Here is a 21,038-nt window from a genome sequence, read left to right on the forward strand (position 1 = left end):
CCGGTGGTCGAGCAGGTTGCGCAGCACGTGGCTCCGGTGGTCGAGCAGGTTGCGCAGCAACCGTGTCGAGACCCCGGAACCGAAGGCAGGGCGTGGTCCCGCACCCGTGTTGACCTGGGCGAACGTCGTCGCGGACCCAGTGTCGGTGCCGCCTGTTGTACTGGTCTCATGACCACAGCAGACGCCTTGGCGGGCCTGTCGGAGGAGGAGCTCCTCGACGCCGCCGGCGCGTGCGCGGAGGCGATCCGCGACGCCGAGACCGACCTGCTGCGGCTGGCCTATGAGTGGGCGATCGTGCACCCGGCGGACCGGCTGGACCCGGACGGGGCCGACCGGCCGGGCCGTGAACGTGCCCGCCAGCTGGGCGGGGAGGGGACCCCGGAGGTCTGTGAGTTCGCGGCCGCACAGTTCGGGGCCCGGATCGGCCGGTCCCCGTATGCGGCCGCCGCGTTGATCGGGGACGCCCTGGACCTCCAGCACCGCCACCCGAAGCTGTGGGCCCGCGTCCAGGCCGGCCAGGTCCGTGCCTCCTACGCCCGCCACGTCACCGCCAAGACCCGCAGCCTGACCCTCGAGCAGGCCGGCTATGTCGACGCGGCCGTGGTCGAGTCCGCGGACGGGCGGATCACCTGGTCCCGGTTCGAGGCCCTGGTCGCCGGCAAGGTCGCCCAGGCCGCCCCCGAGGTGGCCCGGGCGAAGGAGGAACGCGCCGCGAAGGCCCGGTTCGCCAAGAAGACCCGCCCATCCTGCTCGGACGAGGCGCACGGGATGGCCTCGTTCCTGGTCCACGCCGACCTGGCCACCATCGAGGCCATCGACGGGTACGTGACCGCGAAGGCCGCCGAGCTCGCGGACCGGTTCCCCGACGCCGAGCACCTGGCCACCGACGACGACCGGCGGGTGCACGCGTTCTTGGTGATGGTCGCCGGCGCCCCCACCGACACCGACCTGCCCGATCTGTTGCCGCAGGTGTGCCTGTTCGTGCACACCTACGCCGGTCCGGACCGCGAGGAGATCGTCCGGGTGGAGGGCCATGGCCCGGTCACCGAGGCCTGGGTGCGTGAGCTCCTGGGCCCGCACGCGAAGTTCACGATCCGCCCGGTCCTCGACCTGGCCGGTCAGGCACCGGTGGACTCCTATGAGATCCCGGATCGACATCGGCGGGCCGTGCATCTGATGACGCCGGCCGACACCTTCCCCTACGCCTCCTCGACCACCCGGTCGATGCAGGTCGACCACACCATCCCCTATCACCACGGTGGTGTCTCCGGGGTGGGCAACTACGGGCCGATGACCACCCTCCACCACCGGATCAAGACCCACGCCAAAGATTGGAAAGTCCAACAGCCGTTCCCCGGGATCTACCTGTGGCGCGACCCCCACGGCGCCTTCTACCTCGTCGACCACACCGGCACCCGCCAACTCCCCAACACCCGACGCCCCCTGGTCGTCGAGCTCTGGCACAGCCCCATCAACATCCAGATCGCCGACGACTACACCACGGCCGCTTAACGACAGTCGCGCAGCCCGCATCCCCAGACCTACTCTGCGCGGATGAGCCACACCGACGTCGGACAGGCAGTGGTGAAGGCATCGCCCGCCGAGGTGTTCGCCGCTCTTGTCGACGAACAGGCCAGGACGAGGTGGCTGCCACCTGCCGGCATGTCCGGTCGCTTCAGCTGGTTCGACCTACGGCCGGGCGGCGGGTACCGGATGACCCTGACCTACGACGACGGATCGACGCCCGGCAAGTCGGCCGAGAACACGGACGTCGTCGAAGCGAGGTTCGTCAGCATCGATGAACCACGTCGGCTGGTGGAGGAAGCGGACTTCGTCTCCGACGACCCCGACCTGTCCGGAACCATGACGATCACCTGGTACCTCCAGCCAGTCGACGACGGCACCCTTGTCACCATCAGAGCAACCGACGTTCCGGACGGCATCTCGAGTGAGGATCACGCCGCAGCCTTCGCCTCCACCCTGAGCAACCTGGACGGGTACGTCGCGAAGCGTCACAGCTGACCTGGTCGACACTGGCGATGAGGCGCGAGCCCGGCGTGGGGCCGCTATTCATGTGATGGTCGCCCAGGCACTCGGCGTCAGATTCGTGTCCGACAGGCGGCGGAATGGGTCACCGCCGTGACGAAGCTTTGACGCGTCTTGCGAAAGCCCAACGTCTTGAGCGCGACCCCGCGAGACTGCGGCCGTGCGCATCGGAACTTGGAACATCGCGGGACGTTGGGACGCGCGGCACCGTACTTTGCTCGAGACGATGGATTGTGACGTCCTACTCCTGACTGAGGTGTCCGAACGCCTGCACCTGCCGGGGTACGACCTGCATCTGGGACGGCAGACGATGGCGCCCAAGCGAAGGTGGGCCGCAGTCGCCTCCCGCCTGCCTGTGTCCCCTGCACCGGACCCCCACGGTGCCTCGGCCATGGTTGAGTTGGATGGCCTGCGCGTCTGTTCTTCCATCCTGCCGTGGCGCTCTTGTGGCATCCGCGACCCATGGGTGGGTGCCACAAGTGCGGAGAAGACCAGTTCGGCCGTTGCCTTCGTCGAAGCCAGTGCACCCTCGGTCTGGGGCGGAGACTGGAATCACGCCCTGTCCGGCAAGGAGTGGACCGGCTCCGTCGCCGGCAGGCAGTCCGTGCTCGGCGCTGTCGAGCGCCTGAGGCTCCAAGTGCCCACAGCATCATCGCCCCATCAAATCGAGGGTCTGCTCAGCATCGACCACATCGCCGTCCCCGCGAGCTGGGTCATCAAAGCCACGCAACGGCATCGAGCCTTCATTGGGAAGACCCGCATTTCTGACCACGACGCGTACGTCGTGGAGGCCTTCGGCCCGCGCTGTTGAGGGACGAGGCGACGCCCGCGGCGGTTTGGCGCACGTTTCTTGTCGCGCAGATCGTCCCCGACCGTTCGGTGCCGCTCCGTCAGGGGCTCAGGTGATCGTCCAAGGAACCCATGTCGGCGATCTCCCACGCTTCGGTGATCTTCCCGCCGTCAAGGTGGCAGATGACCGCCTGGTCCATGCGGAAGGACCTGCCGCCTCCCGAGACGCCGGCGAAGTCGCGGCGGAGCGTCCCGGTCACGACGACACGTGCCATCTCCACGTTCCCCTGGGCCACGACCTCCTGAACCTCGTGGCGGAGGTCGGGCATGGCTGCCAGGGCGTCGCGCCACACCTGCTTCTCTGCTTCGAGGTCCTCAGTTGAGAGCCCCCGCGGGGCATGGACCACGACATCACCATGCAGGAGGTCATCAAATGCCTCGATGTCTCCTGAGTCACCGGCGGCCAGCCAGCGGGCAACGACGGACGAGGGCTGCTCCACGACTCATAGTCTCCCCGAGCGATAACGGGCGCCAGCAATACGCCGATCATCTGCCTGCTTATCGGCCGGCTCCCGCAGCCCGTTGAGGCCGACAGGCGGCGGTGTGTTGCGCGTCCGCTCCCCGCTACTGCGGCGAGCCAGTCGACACGACCTCGTGCTCGACGGACGAACGCTGTGATTACGTGAGCCGCTCGAAGACCATCGTCGCCTGGATCCGGTCGCCGCCGCCGAGACCCTTGCTGCCCGAGGAGGCGGTGGTGATGGTGTGCAGCCGATAGCCGAGTGCGGCTTGAGCGTTGATCACGCTCTCCAGCTCCGTCAGATTCCCCGACCCGGTGCCCCACATCTTCTCCTTCAGGATCACCTGGAGGACCACGTAGCTGGCCTTCTGCGGTGCTGGGCGCGGCTGGGCCCCGGCGACCGCGGCGGCCTCGACCTGGCCGACCATTCCGGCCAGACCTCCGCCGGTCCCCGCCGGCGGCTGGACCTCGTCGGTCCACTTCTCGCCATCCCACCAGCGCTTCTTACCGGTGCCGTCGTCGTACCAGCCCGCTTCGGCGTTCCCCATGGCTTCCCCTCGTCTGTCGGAGGTCGGACGGAGCACCGGTACCCAGATGTGTGCCGTAGTCCTACTCGTCGCCCGTCAGGTTGAAGCCCCGCAACCGCCGCCCGGTGACCCACGCCCCGCCGACGACGACGACAGCCAGCGCCGGCACGGCGTACCAGAGAGGCAGGTCGTCGACGAGCGAGATGTCGGCGATCTCCTGCACGACCGCGGCCGACCAGCGGGTGACGCTGAGCCAGCGCACGCCGTCGAGCAGCCCGCCGAGCAGGCCCTCCCAGACAAGGAGGTAGATCAGCCCGACGACGACCGCGTGCCGGGTGAGCACCGACAGGAAGGCGAACAGCGAGCAGTAGGCGAGGCCGCCGAGCAGCGCGCCGAGCGCGAAGCCGAGGGCGTACGACGGGCGCAGGATCAGCGCCGCGATCAGGACGGGGACTGCGGCGAAGGCCAGGACGCAGCCGGCGGCGACCACGAGCTTGCTGGCCACGATCGTGTGCCGGGAGATCGGCTTGGCCAGCAGGTAGGAGATCGAGCCGTCGTCGATCTCCGGTGCCAGCAGCCCGGAGGTCGCGAGCAGCGCGACCAGCGGCACGATCACCGTGAGGCCGAGGCCGTCCAGCGCGTGCCGCGCGCCCATCTCCTCGTGGCCGATCAGGCCCCGCACCAGGATCGAGAGCCCGATGAGCACCACCGGCAGCACGAACAGCAGCGCGCCGCGCCAGCGCCCGAAGATGCTCTGCGCGCCCAGCCGGACGATGGTGCGGGAGATCGTCTGGGGCCTCATGGAGCCACCAGGTAGGAGAAGACGCTCTCCAGGGACTCGTCGGTCGGCGTCACCTCGTGCAGGCGTACGCCGTGCTCGCGGGCCAGCCGGGGCAGCACCTCGCTGAACCGGCCGAAGTCGGAGGCCTCCAGCTCGATCCCGCCCTCCGAGCGCAGCCGAGCGCCGCGCACCGACGGGTCGGCCAGCAGCGCCGAGGCCATCAGCCGGTCGTTGCCGGTGCGCAGCACGAACCGGTTCGGCCGGTCGGTCATCAGTCGCCGGATCGCGCCGAAGTCCCCCGAGGCCGCGTGCCGGCCCGCGACGACGACCTCGATCTGGCGGGCGACCTGCTCGACCTCCTCGAGGATGTGCGAGCTGAACAGCACGGTGCGGCCGTCGGCGCCCATCGTGCGCAGCAGCTCCATCAGGTGGATCCGCTGGCGGGGATCCATGCCGTTGAACGGCTCGTCGAGCAGCAGTACGCCGGGGTCGTGCACGAGCGCCGATGCCATCTTGATCCGCTGCCGCATGCCCTTGGAGTAGGTGGCGATCTCGCGATCCTGCGCGTCGGTCATCTCGATCAGCGCGATCGCCCGCTGGGCCGCGGCACCCGGGTCGGGCAGACCGTGCAGCTCGGCGTTCGCGAGCACGAACTGGCGCCCGGTGAGGTAGTCGAACAGCGCCTCGCGCTCGGGCACCAGCCCGACCTTGCGGTACACCTGCTCGTTGCGCCACAGCGGCTCGCCGTCGAGCGTCACCGTCCCGGTGGACGGCGCGAGGAAGCCGGACATCATCGCGATCAGCGTGGACTTCCCGGCTCCGTTCGGACCGAGCAGGCCCGTGACGCCGGGCCCGATCGTCATCGTGACGTCGTTGATCGCGACGACGTTGCGGTACCACCGCGACACGTGGTCGATCCGGATCTCCATCAGGACTCGACCCTCCGGTAGCGCAGCAGCAGCCCGCCGATCGCGCCGAGGATCGTGAGCGCGGTGGCGACGACGTACAGCAGCCCCATCGCGGTGCCGTCCGGCGGCGTCGGCGTGGCGTCGGGGGAGTCGAACAGGAACACCTGCAGCCCGTTGATGAGCGTGTACGGCGAGAACAGCCCCGCGACCTCGCCCACGACCTCGTGGCCCGACCCGACCGCGATCCCCTGGATCGTCGTGACCACCGTGTAGCTGACCAGCAGCACCACGATCACCGCGGCGACGGCCAGCCCCCGGCGGACGGTGAACGCGGCGACCAGTGCGGCCAGGCCCGCGAGGCAGGCCGCGAGCAGGATCGCGCCGACGACCGCCCCGAGGAAGCGGCCGGTCTCCCGGCCGGGCGGCAGGTCGGCGAGCAGTCCGCCGAGGTACATCAGCAGCAGCGGCGCGGCGATCAGCACGAACGTCGCCACCGTCAGCGACGCCAGCCGCACCAGCACGTACACCGCCCGGCGCATCGGGCGCGCCAGGTAGAGGGTGATCGTGCGGAACCGCAGGTCGCGGGAGATCAGCGCCGGCGCCTGCGCGGCGACGAACACCGAGATCAGCAGCTGCGTCGTGAGCGGGTACGTCGAGTACGCGACGATCTGCTCGTCCAGGTCGAGCAGGTTCTTGGCCTGCACCAGCACGCCGACCAGGATCAGGGCCGGCAGCAGCATCAGGCCGAGCAGGATCATCGGCAGCGCCTTCGATCGCGCCGAGCGGCCCAGCCCGTAGGTGTTGCGCAGTCCGGTGAGGAAGAACGCCCACGCCACCGGACCCTCGCCGAGCCGCGGCCCGCCGTACGGCCGGTAGCCGAGGTCGTGGATGACGCCGGCCGGGAGGCCGGACTCCTCAGGCTGGCTGGACACTGCCGGCACCCCCGTCCCGGAAGACGTCCTCGATCCGGTGGTGCCGCTCCTGCATCCGCACCAGCCCGAGGCCCAGGTCGACGGTCAGGTCGCGGACCACGTCCGGGGTCGTCTCGTCGCGGACCTCGACCTCGATCATCGTGCCCTCGGCGGGCCGCGCGGTCAGGCCCGCGTCCACGAGCGCCTGGCCGAGCAGCCGGTCCGCGTCCGGACGGCCCTGCACCTCGACCAGCAGGCTGCCGGTCGCGTGCAGGAAGTCGGTGGTGGCCGAGGAGCGCAGCAGCCGGCCGCCGTCGAGCACGACGACGTGGTCGCTGACCCGCTCGAGCTCGCCGAGCAGGTGCGAGGTCACGAGTACGGCGATGCCGAACTCCCGGCCGATCCGCCGCACCAGCGCGAGCATGTCGTCGCGCGAGGACGGGTCCAGCCCGTTGGTCGGCTCGTCGAGCAGCACCAGCCGCGGGTCGTGGACCAGTGCCTGCGCCAGCTTGGCGCGCTGCTTCATCCCGGTCGAGTAGCCGCCGATCGGCCGGTACCGCTCCTCGGCCAGTCCGACGTGGCGCAGCACGTCCGAGGCCCGCTCCCGCGCCGCGGCGTACGGCAGTCCGGACATCTGGCCCAGGTGCACGACCAGGTCGCTGGCCGAGACGTCGGCGGGCAGGCAGTCGTGCTCGGGCATGTAGCCGACCAGGGACCGGATCCGGCCGCCCTCGGTGGCGACGTCGTGGCCGAGCACGGTGGCGGAGCCGCTGGTCGCCGGCACCAGGCCCAGCAGGATCTTGATCAGCGTCGACTTGCCGGCCCCGTTGGCGCCCACCAATCCGGTGACGCCGTCGGTGACCGTGACGTCGAGGTGGTCGAGGGCCGTGACGCGCGGATAGCGCTTCGTCAGACCCACGGTCTCGATGACGCCCACGACCTCAACCTAGCGGCCGACGGGGGGCGGCACCGACGATCGGTCAGCCCGGCCCCATCACCTGCAGCGGATCGAGCCCCAGGCCGGTGAGCACGGCACGGGCGGCGTTGCGGCCGGGCCGGCCGGAGACCGAGCCGCCGGGGTGGACGGTGGCGCCGGTGAGGAACAGGCCGGGGACGTCGGTGTCGTAGCGCTGCCAACCCGTGACCACCTCGCCGTCGTGCGTCCCGTCCAGCCAGAACTCCCCGCCGTGGCAGGAGCCGCCGACGTTCTGCGGGTTGTGCGCGGCCACGTCGTCCGGAGACTCGATGCGCACGGCCAGGAGGTCGGCCTCGGCGAGGCCGCGCGAGCGGCGCCGGACCAGCTCGAGCAGGCGGGCGCCGTACTCGTCCTTGACGTCCGCCCAGTCGCGCCCGCCGGAGAGGGTGTGCGGCGCGATCGTCAGGATCTTGAACGTCCCGCCACCGTCGGGTGCGCGCGTGGGGTCCACCGCGGTCTGGTTCACCACCAGCAGCCACGGATCGTCGGCGTCGGGCTCGCCGGCGGCGAAGCGGTCCAGGTGGCGCAGCATCCCGCCCGTCGTCCCGAGGCCGGCCGCGGCCGCGGGCGCGCCGTCGGCGCCGAAGCCGAGGTTCCCGCGCAGCGCCGCGTGCACCGCGAGCACGCACAGGCCGGGACGCCACGTCTCGCGGGCGGCGACTAGGTCCGGGGTGGGGTCGCGGCCCTCGAGCATCGCGCCGAGCCTCGCGAGGTGACCGCCGGCGACCACCGCCCGGCCGACGCGGACCTCGTGACCGCCGGCCACCCGGACCGTCCGGACGCCGGAGGAGTCGGCGCCGATGCCGGTGACCGGGCTGGAGCAGACGACGCGCCCGCCGTGCCTCTCGATCAGCCGGACCAGTGCGTCGGGCAGCGCCTGGCTGCCGCCGACCGGGGTGCTCCAGCCGAAGTCGAGCCGGCCCGCGACCAGCGAGGATGGGAGGAACCCGGTGCCGGGCCGGCGCGGATCCTGGATCGTGGCCATCGCCAGCCAGAGCACGAAGGAGCGGACGACGGGATGGGTGAACTGCTCGTGCACCACGTCCCAGGCGCTGCGGCGGCGCAACGCGAGGTAGCGCCTGCTGGCGTCGTCGTCGGGCTGGGGCAGGTGGGAGCTCCAGCGGCCGTGCGCGGCCGACAGCCCGCCTCGCCACTGCGCCACCAGCTCCTCGAAGGCGCGCGCGTCGTCGCTCGACCAGCGGGCGATCTCGGCCGCGGTGCCCTCCAGGTCGCGGTGCATCACCAAGACGTCGCCGTCCTGCTGCGGCATCACCACGGCCGGGTCCGTCGCGAGGTAGGCCAGCCCGTGGTCGGCGAGCAGCCCGAGCTCGTCGTCGCGGATCAGCGGGTTGTTCTGGATCAGCACGTGCGCGCTGCTGCACGAGTCGTGCGCGAATCCCGGCAGGGTCAGCTGCTCGGTGCGGGTGTTCCCGCCGGGGGTGTCGTTGGCCTCGAGCACCAGGACCTCGAGGCCCGCCCGGGCGAGGTACGCCGCGGCGATCAGCGAGTTGTGACCGGCGCCGACCACGACCACCTCGGCCTGCGCAGGCAGGTCGGGGACCGCGGCAGGACTCATGGCGCTGAGGCTGACATGGACCACAACCGTTTGCAAGAGTCCCGCTCAGAAGTCGGCACTGGTGTGGTCCAGAGGAGCGCCCGCGCGCCGCCATCTGCGGGGAGATGCTTGACAGACTGTGGCGCCCTTCACAAGACTGCGGATGCCGCAATCGATTGCGACAATCATTGAGTGCAGCACCGAGGAGGAAGTATGTCGCACGTTTCGCTTCGCCGGGCTTGGACAGCCATGGCCCTGACCGGAGTGCTGGCGCTCGGACTGGCAGCCTGCGGTGGTGACGACTCGGAAGGCGGCGAGGGCGACAGCTCCGCCCCGATCCGGATCGGCTCCTCGCTCCCCCTGACCGGCGAGTTCTCCCAGCCCGGGCAGGCGGCCAAGCAGGGCTACGAGGTCTGGCAGAAGATGGTCAACGACGCCGGCGGTCTCCTCGGACGCGACGTCGAGCTCGTCATCAAGGACGACGCCTCGAACCAGAACACCGTGGTCAGCGACTTCAACGCGCTGATCGGCCAGGACAAGGTCGACCTCCTTCTCGGGACCTTCTCCTCGCTGCTCAACCTGCCCGCCTCCGCGGTCGCGGAGAAGAACCAGATGCTGTACGTCGAGCCCGCGGGCGGCTCGCCGGACATGTTCAACCGCGGCTTCAAGTACCTCTTCTTCACCCAGCAGGCCACCGCGGACAAGCAGGGCAAGGTGTTCGCCGAGTGGGTCGCCGCCCTCCCGGAGGACCAGCGGCCCAAGACCGCGGCGTACCCGACCCTCGACGACCCGTTCGCCGCACCCAACGTGGCCGGCATCCAGGAGGTCCTCGAGGCCGCGGGCATCGAGACCGTCTACCAGGAGACGTACGCGATCGACACCAAGAACTTCGACACGATCGTCAACGCCATGAAGAACGCCGACCCGGACGTGGTCGTGCACGGCGCGCAGTTCGAGGACGGCATCGGCCTGACCCGCTCGATGCTCAAGGCCGGCTTCGCGCCGGACATGTTCTACGAGACCAACGCCCCCTCGTTCGGTGCCCAGTACAGCGACGGCGTCGGCGCGGAGAACACCGAGGGCGTCCTCTATGCGGTCAGCCACTCCCCGGAGGCCGACACCCCGGGCAACGCCGAGTTCGTCGCGAAGTACCAGGAGATGTTCGGCACCGACGAGGTCCCCGAGGACGCCGCTGACGGCTTCGCCGCGGCCCAGGTGATGCAGGCGGCCGTCGAGGCCGTCGGCAGCATCGACGACCAGGGCGCGCTGGCGGACTGGCTGCGCGAGAACGAGGTCGACACGATCCTCGGCTCGCTGTCCTGGGACGAGACCGGCGCCCCGACCGGTGAGTTCCTGATCGGCCAGTGGCAGAACGGCAAGCCCGAGGTCGTGCTGCCGGCCGACGTGTCCACCGCCGACATCGAGATCGGTTGGAAGCCGGGGGCCAGCGGCTGATGACCGAGCTGCTCCAGAACCTCCTCCTCGGCCTGCTGCTGGGCGGCGTCTACGCCCTCGCAGCGAGTGGGCTGACCCTGATCTTCGGTGTCATGCGGGTGATCAACATCGCCCACGGTGCGTACCTGATCCTGGCCTCGTTCATCACCTACTGGCTGTGGGACTCGTTCGGCATCGACCCGTTGCTCGCGATCGTGATCACGACACCCATCGTGTTCGCGCTCGGCTGGGTCACCTACAAGGTCGTCGTGTCCCCGATCCGCACGGCGCCGATGGCGTCGACGGTGCTGCTCACGTTCGGGCTGGCGCTGGTGGTCGAGGGTGCGATGGGGGAGATCTGGGGCAACAACTCGACGGCGATCCGGCCGTCGTACGCCGACGAGTCCTTCATCATGGGAGGCCTGTTCCTCCCGAAGGCCCAGGTGTACGGCGGCCTGATCGCGGTCGTGGTCCTCGTCCTGCTGTGGGGCGTGCTGACGAAGACCTGGCTGGGCCGGGCGATCCGCGCGGCGGCGACGAACCCGTCGTCCGCGGAGCTGGTCGGCATCAAGGTGAGCGCGGTCGCGGCGCTGGTGTTCGCGCTCGGGATCGCCGCCGCCGGCGCCGGCGGCGCGATCACCGGGGTGCTCTACCCGTTCGTCCCGGGCTCGCACTACCAGTGGATCGCCCGGCTCCTGGCGATCGTGGTGCTCGGCGGTCTGGGCAGCCTGAACGGCGCCGTCCTCGGCGCGATCATGTTCGGGCTCGCCGAGACGCTGACCTCCGCGTACGTCTCGCCCTCCTGGGCCACCGCCGTCCCGTACGCCATCGTGTTCCTGGTGCTGCTGATCCGCCCGCAGGGGCTGCTCGGCACCCGACTCCGAGAGGATGCAGTGGCCGCATGAACGCCTCCACCGAGGCCGTGACGCCGGCCCCGTCGCGCCCCTGGCTTCAGCCGATCTGGCTGGGCCGCGCGGTCGCGCTCGCCGCGGGCGTCCTGCTCGTCGTCTACCCGATGGTCAGCGACGACATCTACTACCAGAACATGATCATCCTGTCGCTGATCTTCGCGGTCGGCGCCAGCGGGCTGAACATCATCTCGGGCTTCGCGGGCTACATCTCCCTGGGCCAGGGCGCGTTCCTCGGCCTGGGCGGCTACACGATCGGCGTGCTCGCCGTGCGGTTCCCCGACGCGAGCCCGTGGCTGTGGGTGCCGCTCGGCGGCGTGGTGGCCGCCGGGGTCGCGCTGATCCTCGGCTTCGTGTCGCTGCGGTCCAGCGGCCCCGCGTTCGTCATCATCACCGTCGCGTTCCTGTTCCTGGTGCAGGTGATCGCGGTCAACTGGGTGTCGCTGACCAACGGCACCACCGGCCTGACCCTGCCGCTGCCCACCTGGGACCGCGACATCATGAACTGGCCGTTCTACTACGTGCTGGTCGCCATCCTGGCCCTCCAGCTGCTGATGACCTGGTGGATCCGCCGCACCAAGCTCGGCATGGGCCTGATCGCGATCCGCGAGGACGAGACCAAGGCCGCCACGATCGGCATCAACCTGCCGGTGCAGAAGATCGTCGCGTTCATGGCCAGTGCGCTGTTCGTGGGGATGGCCGGCGCGGTCTACGGCTACTACCTGACCTTCATCGACCCGCGCGGCATGTTCAGCATCCTGATCAGCGTCCAGCTGATCCTCTCGATGCTGATCGGCGGCAAGGCCACCCTGTGGGGTCCGGTGATCGGCGCCTTCCTGGTCGAGTGGCTCAACGAGATGGCGAACAACGACTGGGGCGGCGGCAACACCCGGCTGTTCCTGTTCGGCGGGCTGCTCGTGGTCGTGGTGATCTTCCTGCCCAAGGGCATCATCCCGGCGATCGAGTCGGTCCTGAGCTGGCGCCGTACCAAGGGCAAGGCCGGCCTGGTCGGCGCCCGGATCGGGACCGGCGGCAGCCTGGCCTCGATCACCGACCGGGTGCAGCTGGTCGACCGCAGCGAGATCCCGGACCGGGCGCTGCTCGAGGTGCGCGACCTCAAGCGGCACTTCGGTGGCGTCAAGGCGGTCGACGGTGCCTCGTTCACCGTGCCGGAGGGCTCGATCACCGGCCTGATCGGGCCGAACGGGTCGGGCAAGACGACCCTGTTCAACCTGATCGACGACACCATCCGGGCCGAGTCGGGCGAGATCCTGCTCGACGGGCGGCGCATCGACGGCCTGCGGTCCTGGCAGCGCGCACACCTCGGCCTGGGACGCACCTTCCAGATCACCCGGCTGTTCCGGGAGATGACGGTGCTGGAGAACGTCGTCGCCGTGCAGCGCAGGTTCTCGATCGCCCAGCTCGGCCGGATCGCGGTCAGCGGCGCCGAGGCCAAGGCGGCCGAGGAGCTGCTCGAGTTCGTCGGCATGCGCGCGTTCCGCGACCAGCAGGCCCGGGCGCTGTCCTACGGACAGCAGAAGCTCGTCGAGCTGGCCCAGATCCTGATGCTCGACCCCAAGCTGATCCTGCTCGACGAGCCGGCCGGCGGCATCAACCCGGTGCTGATCGAGCGGATGGGGGAGATGATCCGGGAGCTGAACTCCTACGGGAAGACGTTCCTGATCGTCGAGCACAACATGCCGTTCGTGCTCGGCCTGTGCGACCCGATCCACGTGCTCGCCCGGGGCCGGACGATGGCCTCGGGGACGCCGGAGGAGATCCAGCGCGACCCCGCCGTGATCGACGCCTACCTGGGCGACGACTTCGTCCTCGAGGAGAAGGTGGCTCCGTGATGACCGGACAGCCGAACGACGTGCCGATGCTGCGGATGCAGGGCGTCGTCGCCGGGTACGGCGGCGGGGACGTGCTCCAGGGCGTCGACATCACCGTCCCGCCCGGCTCCGTGGCCTGCATCGTCGGGCCGAACGGCGCCGGCAAGTCCACCGTCCTCAAGACCGTCAGCGGGCTGCTCTCGCCCCGGCTCGGCGAGGTGCACCTGCAGGGCGAGCCGATCCACCGCGCCTCGGCCGCCGACATCCTCGAGCGCGGCATCTCCCAGGTGCCGCAGTCGAACGCGCTGTTCCCGACCATGTCGGTGCGCGAGAACGTGATGCTCGGCGCCTACATCATCCGGCACAAGAAGGCCCTGGTGCGGGAGCGCTACGACCAGGTGGCCGCGCTGTTCCCCATCGTCGCCGACCGGTGCAACGACAACGCCGGCAACCTGTCCGGCGGGCAGCGCCGGATGGTGGAGTTCGCCCGGTCGCTGATGCTCGACCCGGTGCTGCTCCTGCTCGACGAGCCGTCGCTCGGCCTGGACCCGAAGTCGCTGCAGACCCTCTACGAGTCGGTGCTGGTCCTGCGCGACAGCGGCAAGACCATCCTGATCGTCGAGCAGAACGTGCGCTTCGGCATGCGGATGGCCACCGACGGCATCGTCATGGAGTCCGGCAAGGTCGTCACCCAGCGCCCCGCGGCCGCGATCCTGTCCGACCCGCACATCGCGCAGATGTACTTCGGCGGCACGGTCTCGGGCGCCGACGCCGAGGTCACCCCCGACATCCCGGTCGCCTCCACCGGCTGAGTCGACCCGTCGCCACCGGTGCGGCAGGCTGGACCCGTGCGTTTCACCGAACACGAGCTGACCGTGGCCCTGACCGGGGCCGCCAAGAGCGTGCTCGCCGCCCAGGACCGGTCGGTCCGCAAGGGTGCGCGCACCGAGGACGAGGCGTGGGAGGCGCTGTCCCGCTTCGAGCGGTTCCAGATGCTGGACGGGCTCGGCACCCAGCTGCTGCCCGCGCTGGTGGCGCTGCCCGACGTCGAGGTGACGCCGGGCGAGCGGCCGGCGTTCACCGACGAGCAGGTGCGCGCGGCCGTCGAGGAGCGGCTCGGCGACGAGCGCGGCGTACGCCGCAAGGCGCTGCTCACCGCCCGGGTCGCGCTGGTCAAGCTGGCCCTGGAGTGCCTGCCGCCGCGCCAGGACCCCGACGCGCTGATCGTTCCCGACCACCTCTGACGAGGGCTGGCTAGCCCAGGGCGGCGTTGACGACCTCGCGGGCCTCCTCCTGCACCTGTGCCAGGTGGTCGGGGCCGCGGAAGGACTCGGCGTAGATCTTGTAGACGTCCTCGGTGCCCGACGGCCGGGCCGCGAACCAGGCGGACTCGGTGGTCACCTTCAGGCCGCCGATCCGGGCGCCGTTGCCGGGCGCCTCGGTGAGCTTGGCGGTGATCTCCTCGCCGGCGAGCGAGGTCGCGGTGACGTCGGCGGCGGACAGCGCGGCCAGCGCCGCCTTCTGCTCCCGGGTGGCCGGCGCGTCGATCCGGGCGTACGCCGGCTCCCCGTGCTCGGCGACCAGGTCGGCGTAGTGCGCCGAGGGCGAGCGGCCGGTGCGCGCCAGCACCTCCGAGGCGAGCAGCGCGAGGATGATGCCGTCCTTGTCGGTGGTCCACACCGAGCCGTCGCGGCGGAGGAACGACGCGCCGGCGGACTCCTCCCCGCCGAACCCGAACGACCCGTCGATCAGCCCCGGCACGAACCACTTGAACCCGACCGGAACCTCGACCAGCTCCCGCCCGACCGCCGCCGCCACCCGGTCGATCATCGAGGAGGACACCAGCGTCTTGCCGATCCGCGCCGCCTCCGGCCAGCCCGGCCGGGCCCCGCCGAAGAGGTAGCCGATCGCGACCGCCAGGTAGTGGTTGGGGTTCATCAGCCCGGCGTCCGGCGTGACGATCCCGTGCCGGTCCGAGTCGGCGTCGTTGCCGGTGGCGAGGTCGTACCTCTCCCGCTGCGCGATCAGCGACGCCATCGCGCTCGGCGAGGAGCAGTCCATCCGGATCCGGCCGTCCCAGTCGAGGGTCATGAACCGCCAGGTCGGGTCGACCAGCGGGTTCACCACGGTCAGGTCCAGCCGGTGCCGCTCGGCGATCTCGGCCCAGTACGCCACCGACGCGCCGCCCAGCGGGTCCGCCCCGATCCGCACGCCGGCCTCCCGGATCGCCTCCAGGTCGACCACGTTCGGCAGGTCGTCGACGTAGGTCCCCAGGTAGTCGTACGGCGCGGCTGCGGCCCGCGCCCGCCCGAACGGGACCCTCCTCACCTCGCGCAGGCCGGTCCGGATGAGCTCGTTCGCCCGCTCCGCGATCGCCGACGTCGCGTCGCTGTCGGCCGGCCCGCCGTGCGGCGGGTTGTACTTGAAGCCGCCGTCCGAGGGCGGGTTGTGCGACGGGGTGACGACGATGCCGTCCGCGAGCCCGGCCCCGCTCACCCGGCCGCCGTTGACGCGCAGGATCGCGTGCGAGACCGCGGGCGTGGGCGTGTACCCGTCGCGGTCGTCGACCAGCACCGTCACGTCGTTGGCGGCGAGCACCTCCAGCGCCGTGGCCCAGGCCGGCTCCGAGAGCCCGTGGGTGTCGCGGCCGAGGAACAGCGGCCCGTCGTACCCCTGCTCGCGCCGGTAGTCGCAGATCGCCTGGGTGGTCGCCAGGATGTGGGTCTCGTTGAAGGCGGTGCGCAGCGACGAGCCGCGGTGCCCGCTGGTGCCGAAGGCGACCTGCTGGTCCGCCCAGTCCGGGCCCTCGGGGTCGGGCACGCCGGTGTAGTACGCCGTGACCAGGTGGGCGACGTCGACGAGGTCGGAGGGTTCGGCGGGCTGTCCCGCGCGCGGGTCGCTCATGTCCCCATCATGCCGGTCGATGGTTTTAGTAGCCGTGCGATCGGGCACGGCCTACTGTGGACAGCGCGGGAGCCTCTCGTGATCTCCACGAGACAGGACCCCATGACGACCCTCACCGAGTGCGACGCACCCGCGAACGACCGGCCCACCCTGCGCGCGGTGGTCCGCCGGCTCGGCGTCAGCCTGCTGGTCGCCTGCGCGGTCCCGGCCACGGTCTTCTACGCCTGCCTGCGGCTGGAGGGCGTCTGGGTGGCGATCTTCGCCGCGCTCACCTGGTCGTACGGCGCGATCGCGTGGCGGGCGCTGACCGGACGGCGTACGTCGGGCCTGCTCATCCTCACCGCGGTGGTGATGACCGGGCGCACGCTGATCGCGCTGCTCACCGACAGCACCTACCTCTACTTCCTCCAGCCGATCATCAGCGACGGCCTGATCGGCGTGACGTTCCTGGCCACGCTCGCGACGGCGCGGCCGATGGTCGCTCGGCTGGCCGGCGACTTCTACCCGATGGACGAGGAGCTGCACGGGCGCCCGGCGATCCGGCGGCTGTTCCGGTACCTCACCCTCGGCTGGGCGCTGCTCTGCCTCGGCAAGGCCACGATGACCCTGTGGCTGCTCCAGTCGCAGTCGCTGGAGACCTTCGTGCTCGTCAAGAGCGTCTCGGTGCTGCTGCTCAACGGGCTCGCCGTGGCCGCCACGGTCGGCGCGGCCGCGCTGGTCGCGCGCCGCGAGGGCCTGCTCGGCGACCAGCTGGTGCCGGTCCCGGTCCCGGTCCCCGTCTCCGGTTGAGCGTCTCCGTCTGAGGCCGGGCCGGGCGCTCAGCCGATCGCGTCCAGCACGGCGAGGTCGTCGGCGTCGAGCCGCAGTCGCGCCGCCCGGAGGTTCTCCTCCAGGTGCTGGACCGAGCTGGTGCCGGGGATCAGCAGGATGTTCTCCGAGCGCTGGAGCAACCAGGCGAGCGCGACCTGCATGTGGGTGGCGTCGTGCTTGGCCGCGACCCCGTGCACCGCGTCGAGGGCGAGCGGGCTGAAGCCGCCGAGCGGGAAGAACGGCACGTAGTAGATGCCCTGGCCGGCGAGGGAGTCGATCAGCTCGTCGTCCGTGCGGCGCGCGACGTTGTAGGCGTTCTGCACCATCGAGACCGGCGCGATGTCCTGCGCGGCCTTGACCTGCTCGGCCGTGCAGTTGCTCAACCCCAGGTCGCAGACCAGGCCCTGGGAGTGCAGGTCGGCGAGCACCGTCCACTGCTTCTCGAAGTCCCCGTCCCAGCCGTCCATGAACCGCAGGTTGACCCCACCGAGCCGCTCGACGCCGAGCCGGCCGAGGTTGTCGTGCACGGCCTCCTTGATCTCGTCGGGCTCGAACGCCGGCAGCCAGCCGCCGTCGTCGTCGCGTCGCGCACCGACCTTGGTGACCAGCACCAGCTCGGGCGGGTAGGGGTGCAGGGCCTCGCGGATCAGGTCGTTGACCAGGTACGGGCCGTAGTAGTCGCTGGTGTCGATGTGGTCCACGCCGAGCTCCACCGCCCGCTGCAGCACCCGGGTGGCCTCGTCGGGGTCCGCCGGCGGGCCCATGATGCCGGGCCCCGTCAGGCGCATCGCGCCGAATCCGATCCGCTTCACGTCCGAGAGTCGTTTCATGCGCCCACTGTCCCCCGTCGTGCCGCCGCGGCCAAGGGGTGCGGCCGACCTACCATCGTGGGCGGGATGAGGGGGTCGGGGTGAGGGGCGCGCGCACGGTCGTCCTGGTGGGCGTCGCCCTGCTGGTCCTCGTCGCCGGGCCGCTGGTGCTCCTGCTCGCCGGCCTCACCCTCTACCTCCCGCGGGTGCGGGCCTGGCTGCGGCCGACCCGCCGCGTGGTCGCCGGGTGGCTGGTGGCGGTGCTCGCCCTGGCCGGCGTCGCGGTCGTCGTGCCCGACGGCTGGCTGCCGATCCCGCCGGGGCCGGGCACCTGGGTGACGCCGTCGTACGTCGGGCGCCCCGTGGTCGGCGGCGCCGAGCACGGCCCGGCGGGGGAGTCGCCGCAGGTGCGCACCCGGTCCTACGGCCTCGACGACTGCCGTCGCCTCGAGGTGGACCCGCACGGCCGGCTCGTCACGGTGTGCGGCGACTCCGGGCACCCGGTGCTGCGCCTGGTCGACGCCGAGAGCCTGCGCCAGCGGGCCGCCAAGGATCTCCCCGCCCGGGCCGCGGACTGCCCGGCGGCCTTCGACCTCGACGCCGCCGGCCGGGCGATGGTCGTCGCGGGCGACCGGCTGCTGGTCGTCGGCACCGCGGACGCCGACGACGAGCCCGACCTCACCACCGAGGCCACGGTCGACCTCGGCATCGCCGAGGACGACTGCGTCGTCGGGGTCGCGGCCGACGCCGCGGGCCGGACCTGGTTCGCCACCCGCGCCGGCATCGCGGGCGTCGTCGCCGGCGGCCGGGTCGCGCGCGTGGACCTCGGCGACGAGGTGGACCGGCCGCCTGCGGCGGCCGCCGCAGGCGCCTACGTCGCCGGGGCCGCGGGGCTGCACCGCGTGGAGCTCGCCGGCCGCCGCGTCGCGGTCGCCTGGAGCTCGGCGTACGACGGCGGCGGCGAGCGCGGCGCCGCCCCGGTGCCGCTGCCCTCGGGGCTGGTGGCGGTCGCCGACAACCGCGAGCCGCGCCTCCAGGTGGTCTTCCACCGCGCCGACACCGGCGCGCCGGTGTGCCGGGCCGAGGTCTTCGGCGACGACGCGGGCGCGACCGACGGCGGCCTGGTCGCCGCCGGCGACGCCGTCGTCGTGCAGAACTCCCACGGCTACGACGGCCCGCTCTCCACGGTCCTGGGCCGCACCAGCGACCGCGGCATCGCCCGGGTGGCGGTGGTCGACGGCGAGTGCCGGGTCACCTGGTCGACCGACCTGGACGTGCCCAGCGGCGCCCCGGCCGTGTCGGTCGAGGACGGGCTCGTCTACGCCTCCGTGAAGCGGCACAGCTGGCTGGGCGTCGACGCGTGGTACCTCGCCGCCCTCGACCTGGGCACCGGCCGCCTGCTCTGGGCCCGACGGACCGGGCTCGGCGTGCTGCACGACAACCACCACGGCGAGATCACCCTCGGCCCGGGCCGCGCGGCGTACCTGCCGGTCCTCGGCGGCCTGGTCCGGGTCCGCGACCGTGAGGTGGACCAGCAGGATCAGGGGTAGCGGATGCCGGTGGTCTGCTCGCTGAGCTCCCACAGCCGCCGCTGGGCGGTCTCGTCGTGGGACCGCCGGTTGCTGGTGGTCACCTGCGGGGCGCCGCCCCACTCCGCGATCCCGCTCGGACCGCAGTAGGTGCCGCCCGGCAGGTCCGCGGTCGCCGCCATCAGCGTGGGCCAGGCGCCCTCGTCGGCACGGTTGGGCGAGACCGCCTTGATGGCGGCGTCCAGGATCGTGGCGCGGCCGCCGCGGGCGCGCCCGAACTGCCCGTTCGCCGCGAGATGGGTGGCCGCGAAGCCGGGGTGCGCGGCGAGCGCCCGGACCGGCAGCTCGGCGTGGCGGGCGCGCCGGTCCAGCTCATAGGTGAACAGCAGGTTCGCGAGCTTGGACTCGGCGTACGCCGACCAGCGCCGATAGCGCCCGTGCCGGCTCCGCGGGTCGTCCAGGGGTGCCGAGCGGGCCACCCGGTGCATCTGCGAGGAGACGGTGACGACGGTGCCCGCGCCGCTCGCGACCAGCTGCGGCAGCAGCAGGCCGGTGAGCAGGAACGGCCCGAAGTGGTTGGTCGCGAGCTGGAGCTCGAGCCCGTCGCCGGTCAGCCGGTACGGCGTCCCCATCACGCCGGCGTTGTTGACCAGCACGTCGATCGGGCCGAGGCCGGCCGCCTCGACCGCGGCCCGGCGTACCGACGCCAGGTCGGCGAGGTCGACGACCAGGGTCTCCGGTGCGGCGGCCGGGACCTCGGCCGTGATCGCATCCCGGGTCTCCGCCAGCCGCTGCTCGGTCCGGCCGGCGAGCACCACCCGCGCGCCCCGGCGGGCCAGCTCGAGAGCGGTGAACTGCCCCAGGCCGCCGACCGTGGTGCCGGTGACCAGCACGGTGCGCCCGTCCTGGTCGGGGATGTCCGCGAGCGACCAGCGGGTCGCGGGCCTGGTCATGGCGCGGTCACGGCGTGGTCGCCATCGCGTCGAGGATCCTGCCGGCGAGGTCCCGGTCGCCCGCGATCTCGAACGTGCCGGGATCCGGCTCGCAGCGGCCGCCGGCCAGCCGGACGAACGCCTCCCGGTCCATCCGCAGCAGCACGTCCGGCCCGGCGGGGATCTCGGGGAGCCGCTCGCCGCGCCCGGCGTCGTCGACCGTGAAGGCGTACGGGGCGCTGCCCCCCAGCTCGAGCACCACGGTGGTGCCGCTCGGTGCGCCGACCCGCTTGGCCAGCACGTAGCCCAGGCTCTCGGCGAGGTACTCGGCGGTGTGGCGGGCGGCCGGGGAGTCCATCCCGCCGGGGCGGTCGACGGCGCGGCGCACGTCCTGCTCGTGCATCCACACGTCGAGCGGCCGGTTGCGCAGCAGCGTGCGCCAGTCCCAGCCGACCCCGCCGAAGATCGGCTCCGGCCTCGCGGTCGCGTCGGTGGGCGGTTCGGCCAGCAGCCGCGTGTGCCGGGCGGTCGCGGCGGACCGGATCTCGTTGATGATCGCGTCCGGGCTGGCGCCGCGCCGGGTCACCACCCCGATCTCGGTGTAAAGGCCCATCAGGCCGGTGACGTGGTCCGGCTCGCCGACCTCGGCGGTCTCCTCGGGCGCCCCGGAGAGGATCGACTCCAGGTGCGCGATGTGCGAGGCGACCGCCTTCACGTCCCACCCCGGCAGGTCGGTCGGCGTGGCCCACTCCTGCTCGTCGAGCTCCTCGAGGAGCTCGGTGAAGTCGTTGATCGCCTGCCACCAGACGTCGACGTACCCGCGCAGGAGGTCGCGATCTGGCACGGCTGACGAGACGTCGGTCATGC

The 21,038-nt window shown here is 71.7% G+C and carries 21 protein-coding genes; 10 read left to right on the top strand and 11 right to left on the bottom strand.

The features are described from left to right. The first annotated feature begins 168 nt into the window (after window positions 1-168). From QMC84_RS02535 to QMC84_RS02545, 3 genes are all read left to right on the top strand, one after another. Window positions 169-1,512: a hypothetical protein gene (locus QMC84_RS02535; RefSeq protein WP_300371462.1), complete on the top strand. Its 1,344-nt coding sequence runs from the start codon at window positions 169-171 to the stop codon at window positions 1,510-1,512. A gap of 42 nt (window positions 1,513-1,554) precedes the next feature. After that, window positions 1,555-2,022 (top strand): SRPBCC family protein, encoded by a 468-nt coding sequence (locus tag QMC84_RS02540; RefSeq protein ID WP_300371464.1) that lies wholly within the window; start codon window positions 1,555-1,557, stop codon window positions 2,020-2,022. 184 nt (window positions 2,023-2,206) lie between these two features. Then, entirely contained in the window at window positions 2,207-2,857 is a 651-nt protein-coding gene (locus QMC84_RS02545; RefSeq protein WP_300371466.1) for an endonuclease/exonuclease/phosphatase family protein, read from the top strand. A 79-nt stretch (window positions 2,858-2,936) separates the two neighbouring features. Here QMC84_RS02545 and QMC84_RS02550 read toward each other — a convergent pair whose 3' ends face one another. The 7 genes from QMC84_RS02550 to QMC84_RS02580 form a co-directional block, all read right to left on the bottom strand. Then, the gene (locus QMC84_RS02550; protein WP_300371468.1) at window positions 2,937-3,335 is read right to left on the bottom strand and encodes an ester cyclase; all 399 of its coding nucleotides are present in this window, start codon (window positions 3,333-3,335) and stop codon (window positions 2,937-2,939) included. A 178-nt stretch (window positions 3,336-3,513) separates the two neighbouring features. Next, window positions 3,514-3,903 (bottom strand): DUF2510 domain-containing protein, encoded by a 390-nt coding sequence (locus tag QMC84_RS02555; RefSeq protein ID WP_300371470.1) that lies wholly within the window; start codon window positions 3,901-3,903, stop codon window positions 3,514-3,516. A 61-nt stretch (window positions 3,904-3,964) separates the two neighbouring features. Further along, a complete protein-coding gene (locus tag QMC84_RS02560; RefSeq protein WP_300371472.1) occupies window positions 3,965-4,684 on the bottom strand; it encodes an ABC transporter permease subunit in 720 nt (239 codons plus the stop codon). Then, on the bottom strand, window positions 4,681-5,592 hold the full coding sequence (locus QMC84_RS02565) for an ABC transporter ATP-binding protein (protein ID WP_300371474.1): 912 nt from the start codon (window positions 5,590-5,592) through the stop codon (window positions 4,681-4,683). Before QMC84_RS02565 ends, QMC84_RS02560 begins: the two co-directional genes overlap by 4 nt. Further along, window positions 5,592-6,503 (bottom strand): ABC transporter permease, encoded by a 912-nt coding sequence (locus QMC84_RS02570; RefSeq protein ID WP_300371476.1) that lies wholly within the window; start codon window positions 6,501-6,503, stop codon window positions 5,592-5,594. Before QMC84_RS02570 ends, QMC84_RS02565 begins: the two co-directional genes overlap by 1 nt. Continuing rightward, entirely contained in the window at window positions 6,487-7,419 is a 933-nt protein-coding gene (locus QMC84_RS02575) for an ABC transporter ATP-binding protein (RefSeq protein WP_300371478.1), read from the bottom strand. Before QMC84_RS02575 ends, QMC84_RS02570 begins: the two co-directional genes overlap by 17 nt. Before the next feature lie 43 nt (window positions 7,420-7,462). Beyond that, window positions 7,463-9,034 carry an NAD(P)/FAD-dependent oxidoreductase gene (locus QMC84_RS02580; protein WP_300371480.1) on the bottom strand — a complete coding sequence of 524 codons (1,572 nt, stop codon included), beginning with the start codon at window positions 9,032-9,034 and terminating at the stop codon, window positions 7,463-7,465. 228 nt (window positions 9,035-9,262) lie between these two features. Here QMC84_RS02580 and QMC84_RS02585 point away from each other — a divergent pair, with 228 nt between their 5' ends. The 5 genes from QMC84_RS02585 to QMC84_RS02605 are packed head-to-tail and all read left to right on the top strand — an operon-like array spanning window position 9,263 to window position 14,431. Continuing rightward, the gene (locus tag QMC84_RS02585) at window positions 9,263-10,468 is read left to right on the top strand and encodes an amino acid ABC transporter substrate-binding protein (RefSeq protein ID WP_300371482.1); all 1,206 of its coding nucleotides are present in this window, start codon (window positions 9,263-9,265) and stop codon (window positions 10,466-10,468) included. Next, on the top strand, window positions 10,468-11,352 hold the full coding sequence (locus QMC84_RS02590) for a branched-chain amino acid ABC transporter permease (RefSeq protein WP_300371484.1): 885 nt from the start codon (window positions 10,468-10,470) through the stop codon (window positions 11,350-11,352). The genes QMC84_RS02585 and QMC84_RS02590 overlap by 1 nt, the downstream gene beginning before the upstream one ends. Next, window positions 11,349-13,208, top strand: coding sequence for a branched-chain amino acid ABC transporter ATP-binding protein/permease (locus QMC84_RS02595; protein WP_300371486.1), 1,860 nt, complete (start codon window positions 11,349-11,351; stop codon window positions 13,206-13,208). The genes QMC84_RS02590 and QMC84_RS02595 overlap by 4 nt, the downstream gene beginning before the upstream one ends. After that, a complete protein-coding gene (locus QMC84_RS02600; RefSeq protein ID WP_300371488.1) occupies window positions 13,208-13,999 on the top strand; it encodes an ATP-binding cassette domain-containing protein in 792 nt (263 codons plus the stop codon). Before QMC84_RS02595 ends, QMC84_RS02600 begins: the two co-directional genes overlap by 1 nt. Before the next feature lie 36 nt (window positions 14,000-14,035). Beyond that, the gene (locus QMC84_RS02605) at window positions 14,036-14,431 is read left to right on the top strand and encodes a hypothetical protein (RefSeq protein ID WP_300371490.1); all 396 of its coding nucleotides are present in this window, start codon (window positions 14,036-14,038) and stop codon (window positions 14,429-14,431) included. A 10-nt stretch (window positions 14,432-14,441) separates the two neighbouring features. Here the strand turns inward: QMC84_RS02605 and pgm are convergent, their stop codons facing one another. Then, a complete protein-coding gene (pgm, locus tag QMC84_RS02610; protein ID WP_300371492.1) occupies window positions 14,442-16,091 on the bottom strand; it encodes a phosphoglucomutase (alpha-D-glucose-1,6-bisphosphate-dependent) in 1,650 nt (549 codons plus the stop codon). Window positions 16,092-16,193: 102 nt separating this feature from the next. Between pgm and QMC84_RS02615 the strand changes: the two genes are divergently transcribed. Beyond that, window positions 16,194-16,880 carry a VC0807 family protein gene (locus QMC84_RS02615; RefSeq protein WP_300371494.1) on the top strand — a complete coding sequence of 229 codons (687 nt, stop codon included), beginning with the start codon at window positions 16,194-16,196 and terminating at the stop codon, window positions 16,878-16,880. Window positions 16,881-16,909: 29 nt separating this feature from the next. Here the strand turns inward: QMC84_RS02615 and QMC84_RS02620 are convergent, their stop codons facing one another. Then, window positions 16,910-17,731 (bottom strand): oxidoreductase, encoded by an 822-nt coding sequence (locus tag QMC84_RS02620; protein ID WP_300371496.1) that lies wholly within the window; start codon window positions 17,729-17,731, stop codon window positions 16,910-16,912. An 80-nt stretch (window positions 17,732-17,811) separates the two neighbouring features. Here QMC84_RS02620 and QMC84_RS02625 point away from each other — a divergent pair, with 80 nt between their 5' ends. Next, entirely contained in the window at window positions 17,812-19,260 is a 1,449-nt protein-coding gene (locus QMC84_RS02625; protein ID WP_300371498.1) for a hypothetical protein, read from the top strand. On the opposite strand, the gene QMC84_RS02630 is transcribed toward QMC84_RS02625, so the two are convergent. Beyond that, window positions 19,251-20,192: an oxidoreductase gene (locus QMC84_RS02630; protein WP_300371500.1), complete on the bottom strand. Its 942-nt coding sequence runs from the start codon at window positions 20,190-20,192 to the stop codon at window positions 19,251-19,253. The genes QMC84_RS02625 and QMC84_RS02630 overlap by 10 nt on opposite strands. Before the next feature lie 7 nt (window positions 20,193-20,199). Then, entirely contained in the window at window positions 20,200-21,036 is an 837-nt protein-coding gene (locus QMC84_RS02635) for a maleylpyruvate isomerase family mycothiol-dependent enzyme (RefSeq protein ID WP_300371502.1), read from the bottom strand. Between the last annotated feature and the right edge of the window lie 2 nt (window positions 21,037-21,038).

It is taken from the genome of Nocardioides sp. (assembly GCF_030019515.1).
GTDB lineage: Bacteria > Actinomycetota > Actinomycetes > Propionibacteriales > Nocardioidaceae > Nocardioides.

Coding starts and splice junctions, on each gene's coding strand:
- QMC84_RS02590 (WP_300371484.1), top strand. CDS start 10,468: ATGACCGAGCTGCTCCAGAACCTCCTCCTCGGCCTGCTGCTGGGCGGC.
- QMC84_RS02620 (WP_300371496.1), bottom strand. CDS start 17,731: ATGAAACGACTCTCGGACGTGAAGCGGATCGGATTCGGCGCGATGCGC.
- QMC84_RS02580 (WP_300371480.1), bottom strand. CDS start 9,034: ATGAGTCCTGCCGCGGTCCCCGACCTGCCTGCGCAGGCCGAGGTGGTC.
- QMC84_RS02560 (WP_300371472.1), bottom strand. CDS start 4,684: ATGAGGCCCCAGACGATCTCCCGCACCATCGTCCGGCTGGGCGCGCAG.
- QMC84_RS02565 (WP_300371474.1), bottom strand. CDS start 5,592: ATGGAGATCCGGATCGACCACGTGTCGCGGTGGTACCGCAACGTCGTC.
- QMC84_RS02615 (WP_300371494.1), top strand. CDS start 16,194: ATGACGACCCTCACCGAGTGCGACGCACCCGCGAACGACCGGCCCACC.
- QMC84_RS02635 (WP_300371502.1), bottom strand. CDS start 21,036: ATGACCGACGTCTCGTCAGCCGTGCCAGATCGCGACCTCCTGCGCGGG.
- QMC84_RS02585 (WP_300371482.1), top strand. CDS start 9,263: ATGGCCCTGACCGGAGTGCTGGCGCTCGGACTGGCAGCCTGCGGTGGT.
- QMC84_RS02535 (WP_300371462.1), top strand. CDS start 169: ATGACCACAGCAGACGCCTTGGCGGGCCTGTCGGAGGAGGAGCTCCTC.
- QMC84_RS02595 (WP_300371486.1), top strand. CDS start 11,349: ATGAACGCCTCCACCGAGGCCGTGACGCCGGCCCCGTCGCGCCCCTGG.
- QMC84_RS02630 (WP_300371500.1), bottom strand. CDS start 20,192: ATGACCAGGCCCGCGACCCGCTGGTCGCTCGCGGACATCCCCGACCAG.
- QMC84_RS02600 (WP_300371488.1), top strand. CDS start 13,208: ATGACCGGACAGCCGAACGACGTGCCGATGCTGCGGATGCAGGGCGTC.
- QMC84_RS02540 (WP_300371464.1), top strand. CDS start 1,555: ATGAGCCACACCGACGTCGGACAGGCAGTGGTGAAGGCATCGCCCGCC.
- pgm (WP_300371492.1), bottom strand. CDS start 16,091: ATGAGCGACCCGCGCGCGGGACAGCCCGCCGAACCCTCCGACCTCGTC.
- QMC84_RS02555 (WP_300371470.1), bottom strand. CDS start 3,903: ATGGGGAACGCCGAAGCGGGCTGGTACGACGACGGCACCGGTAAGAAG.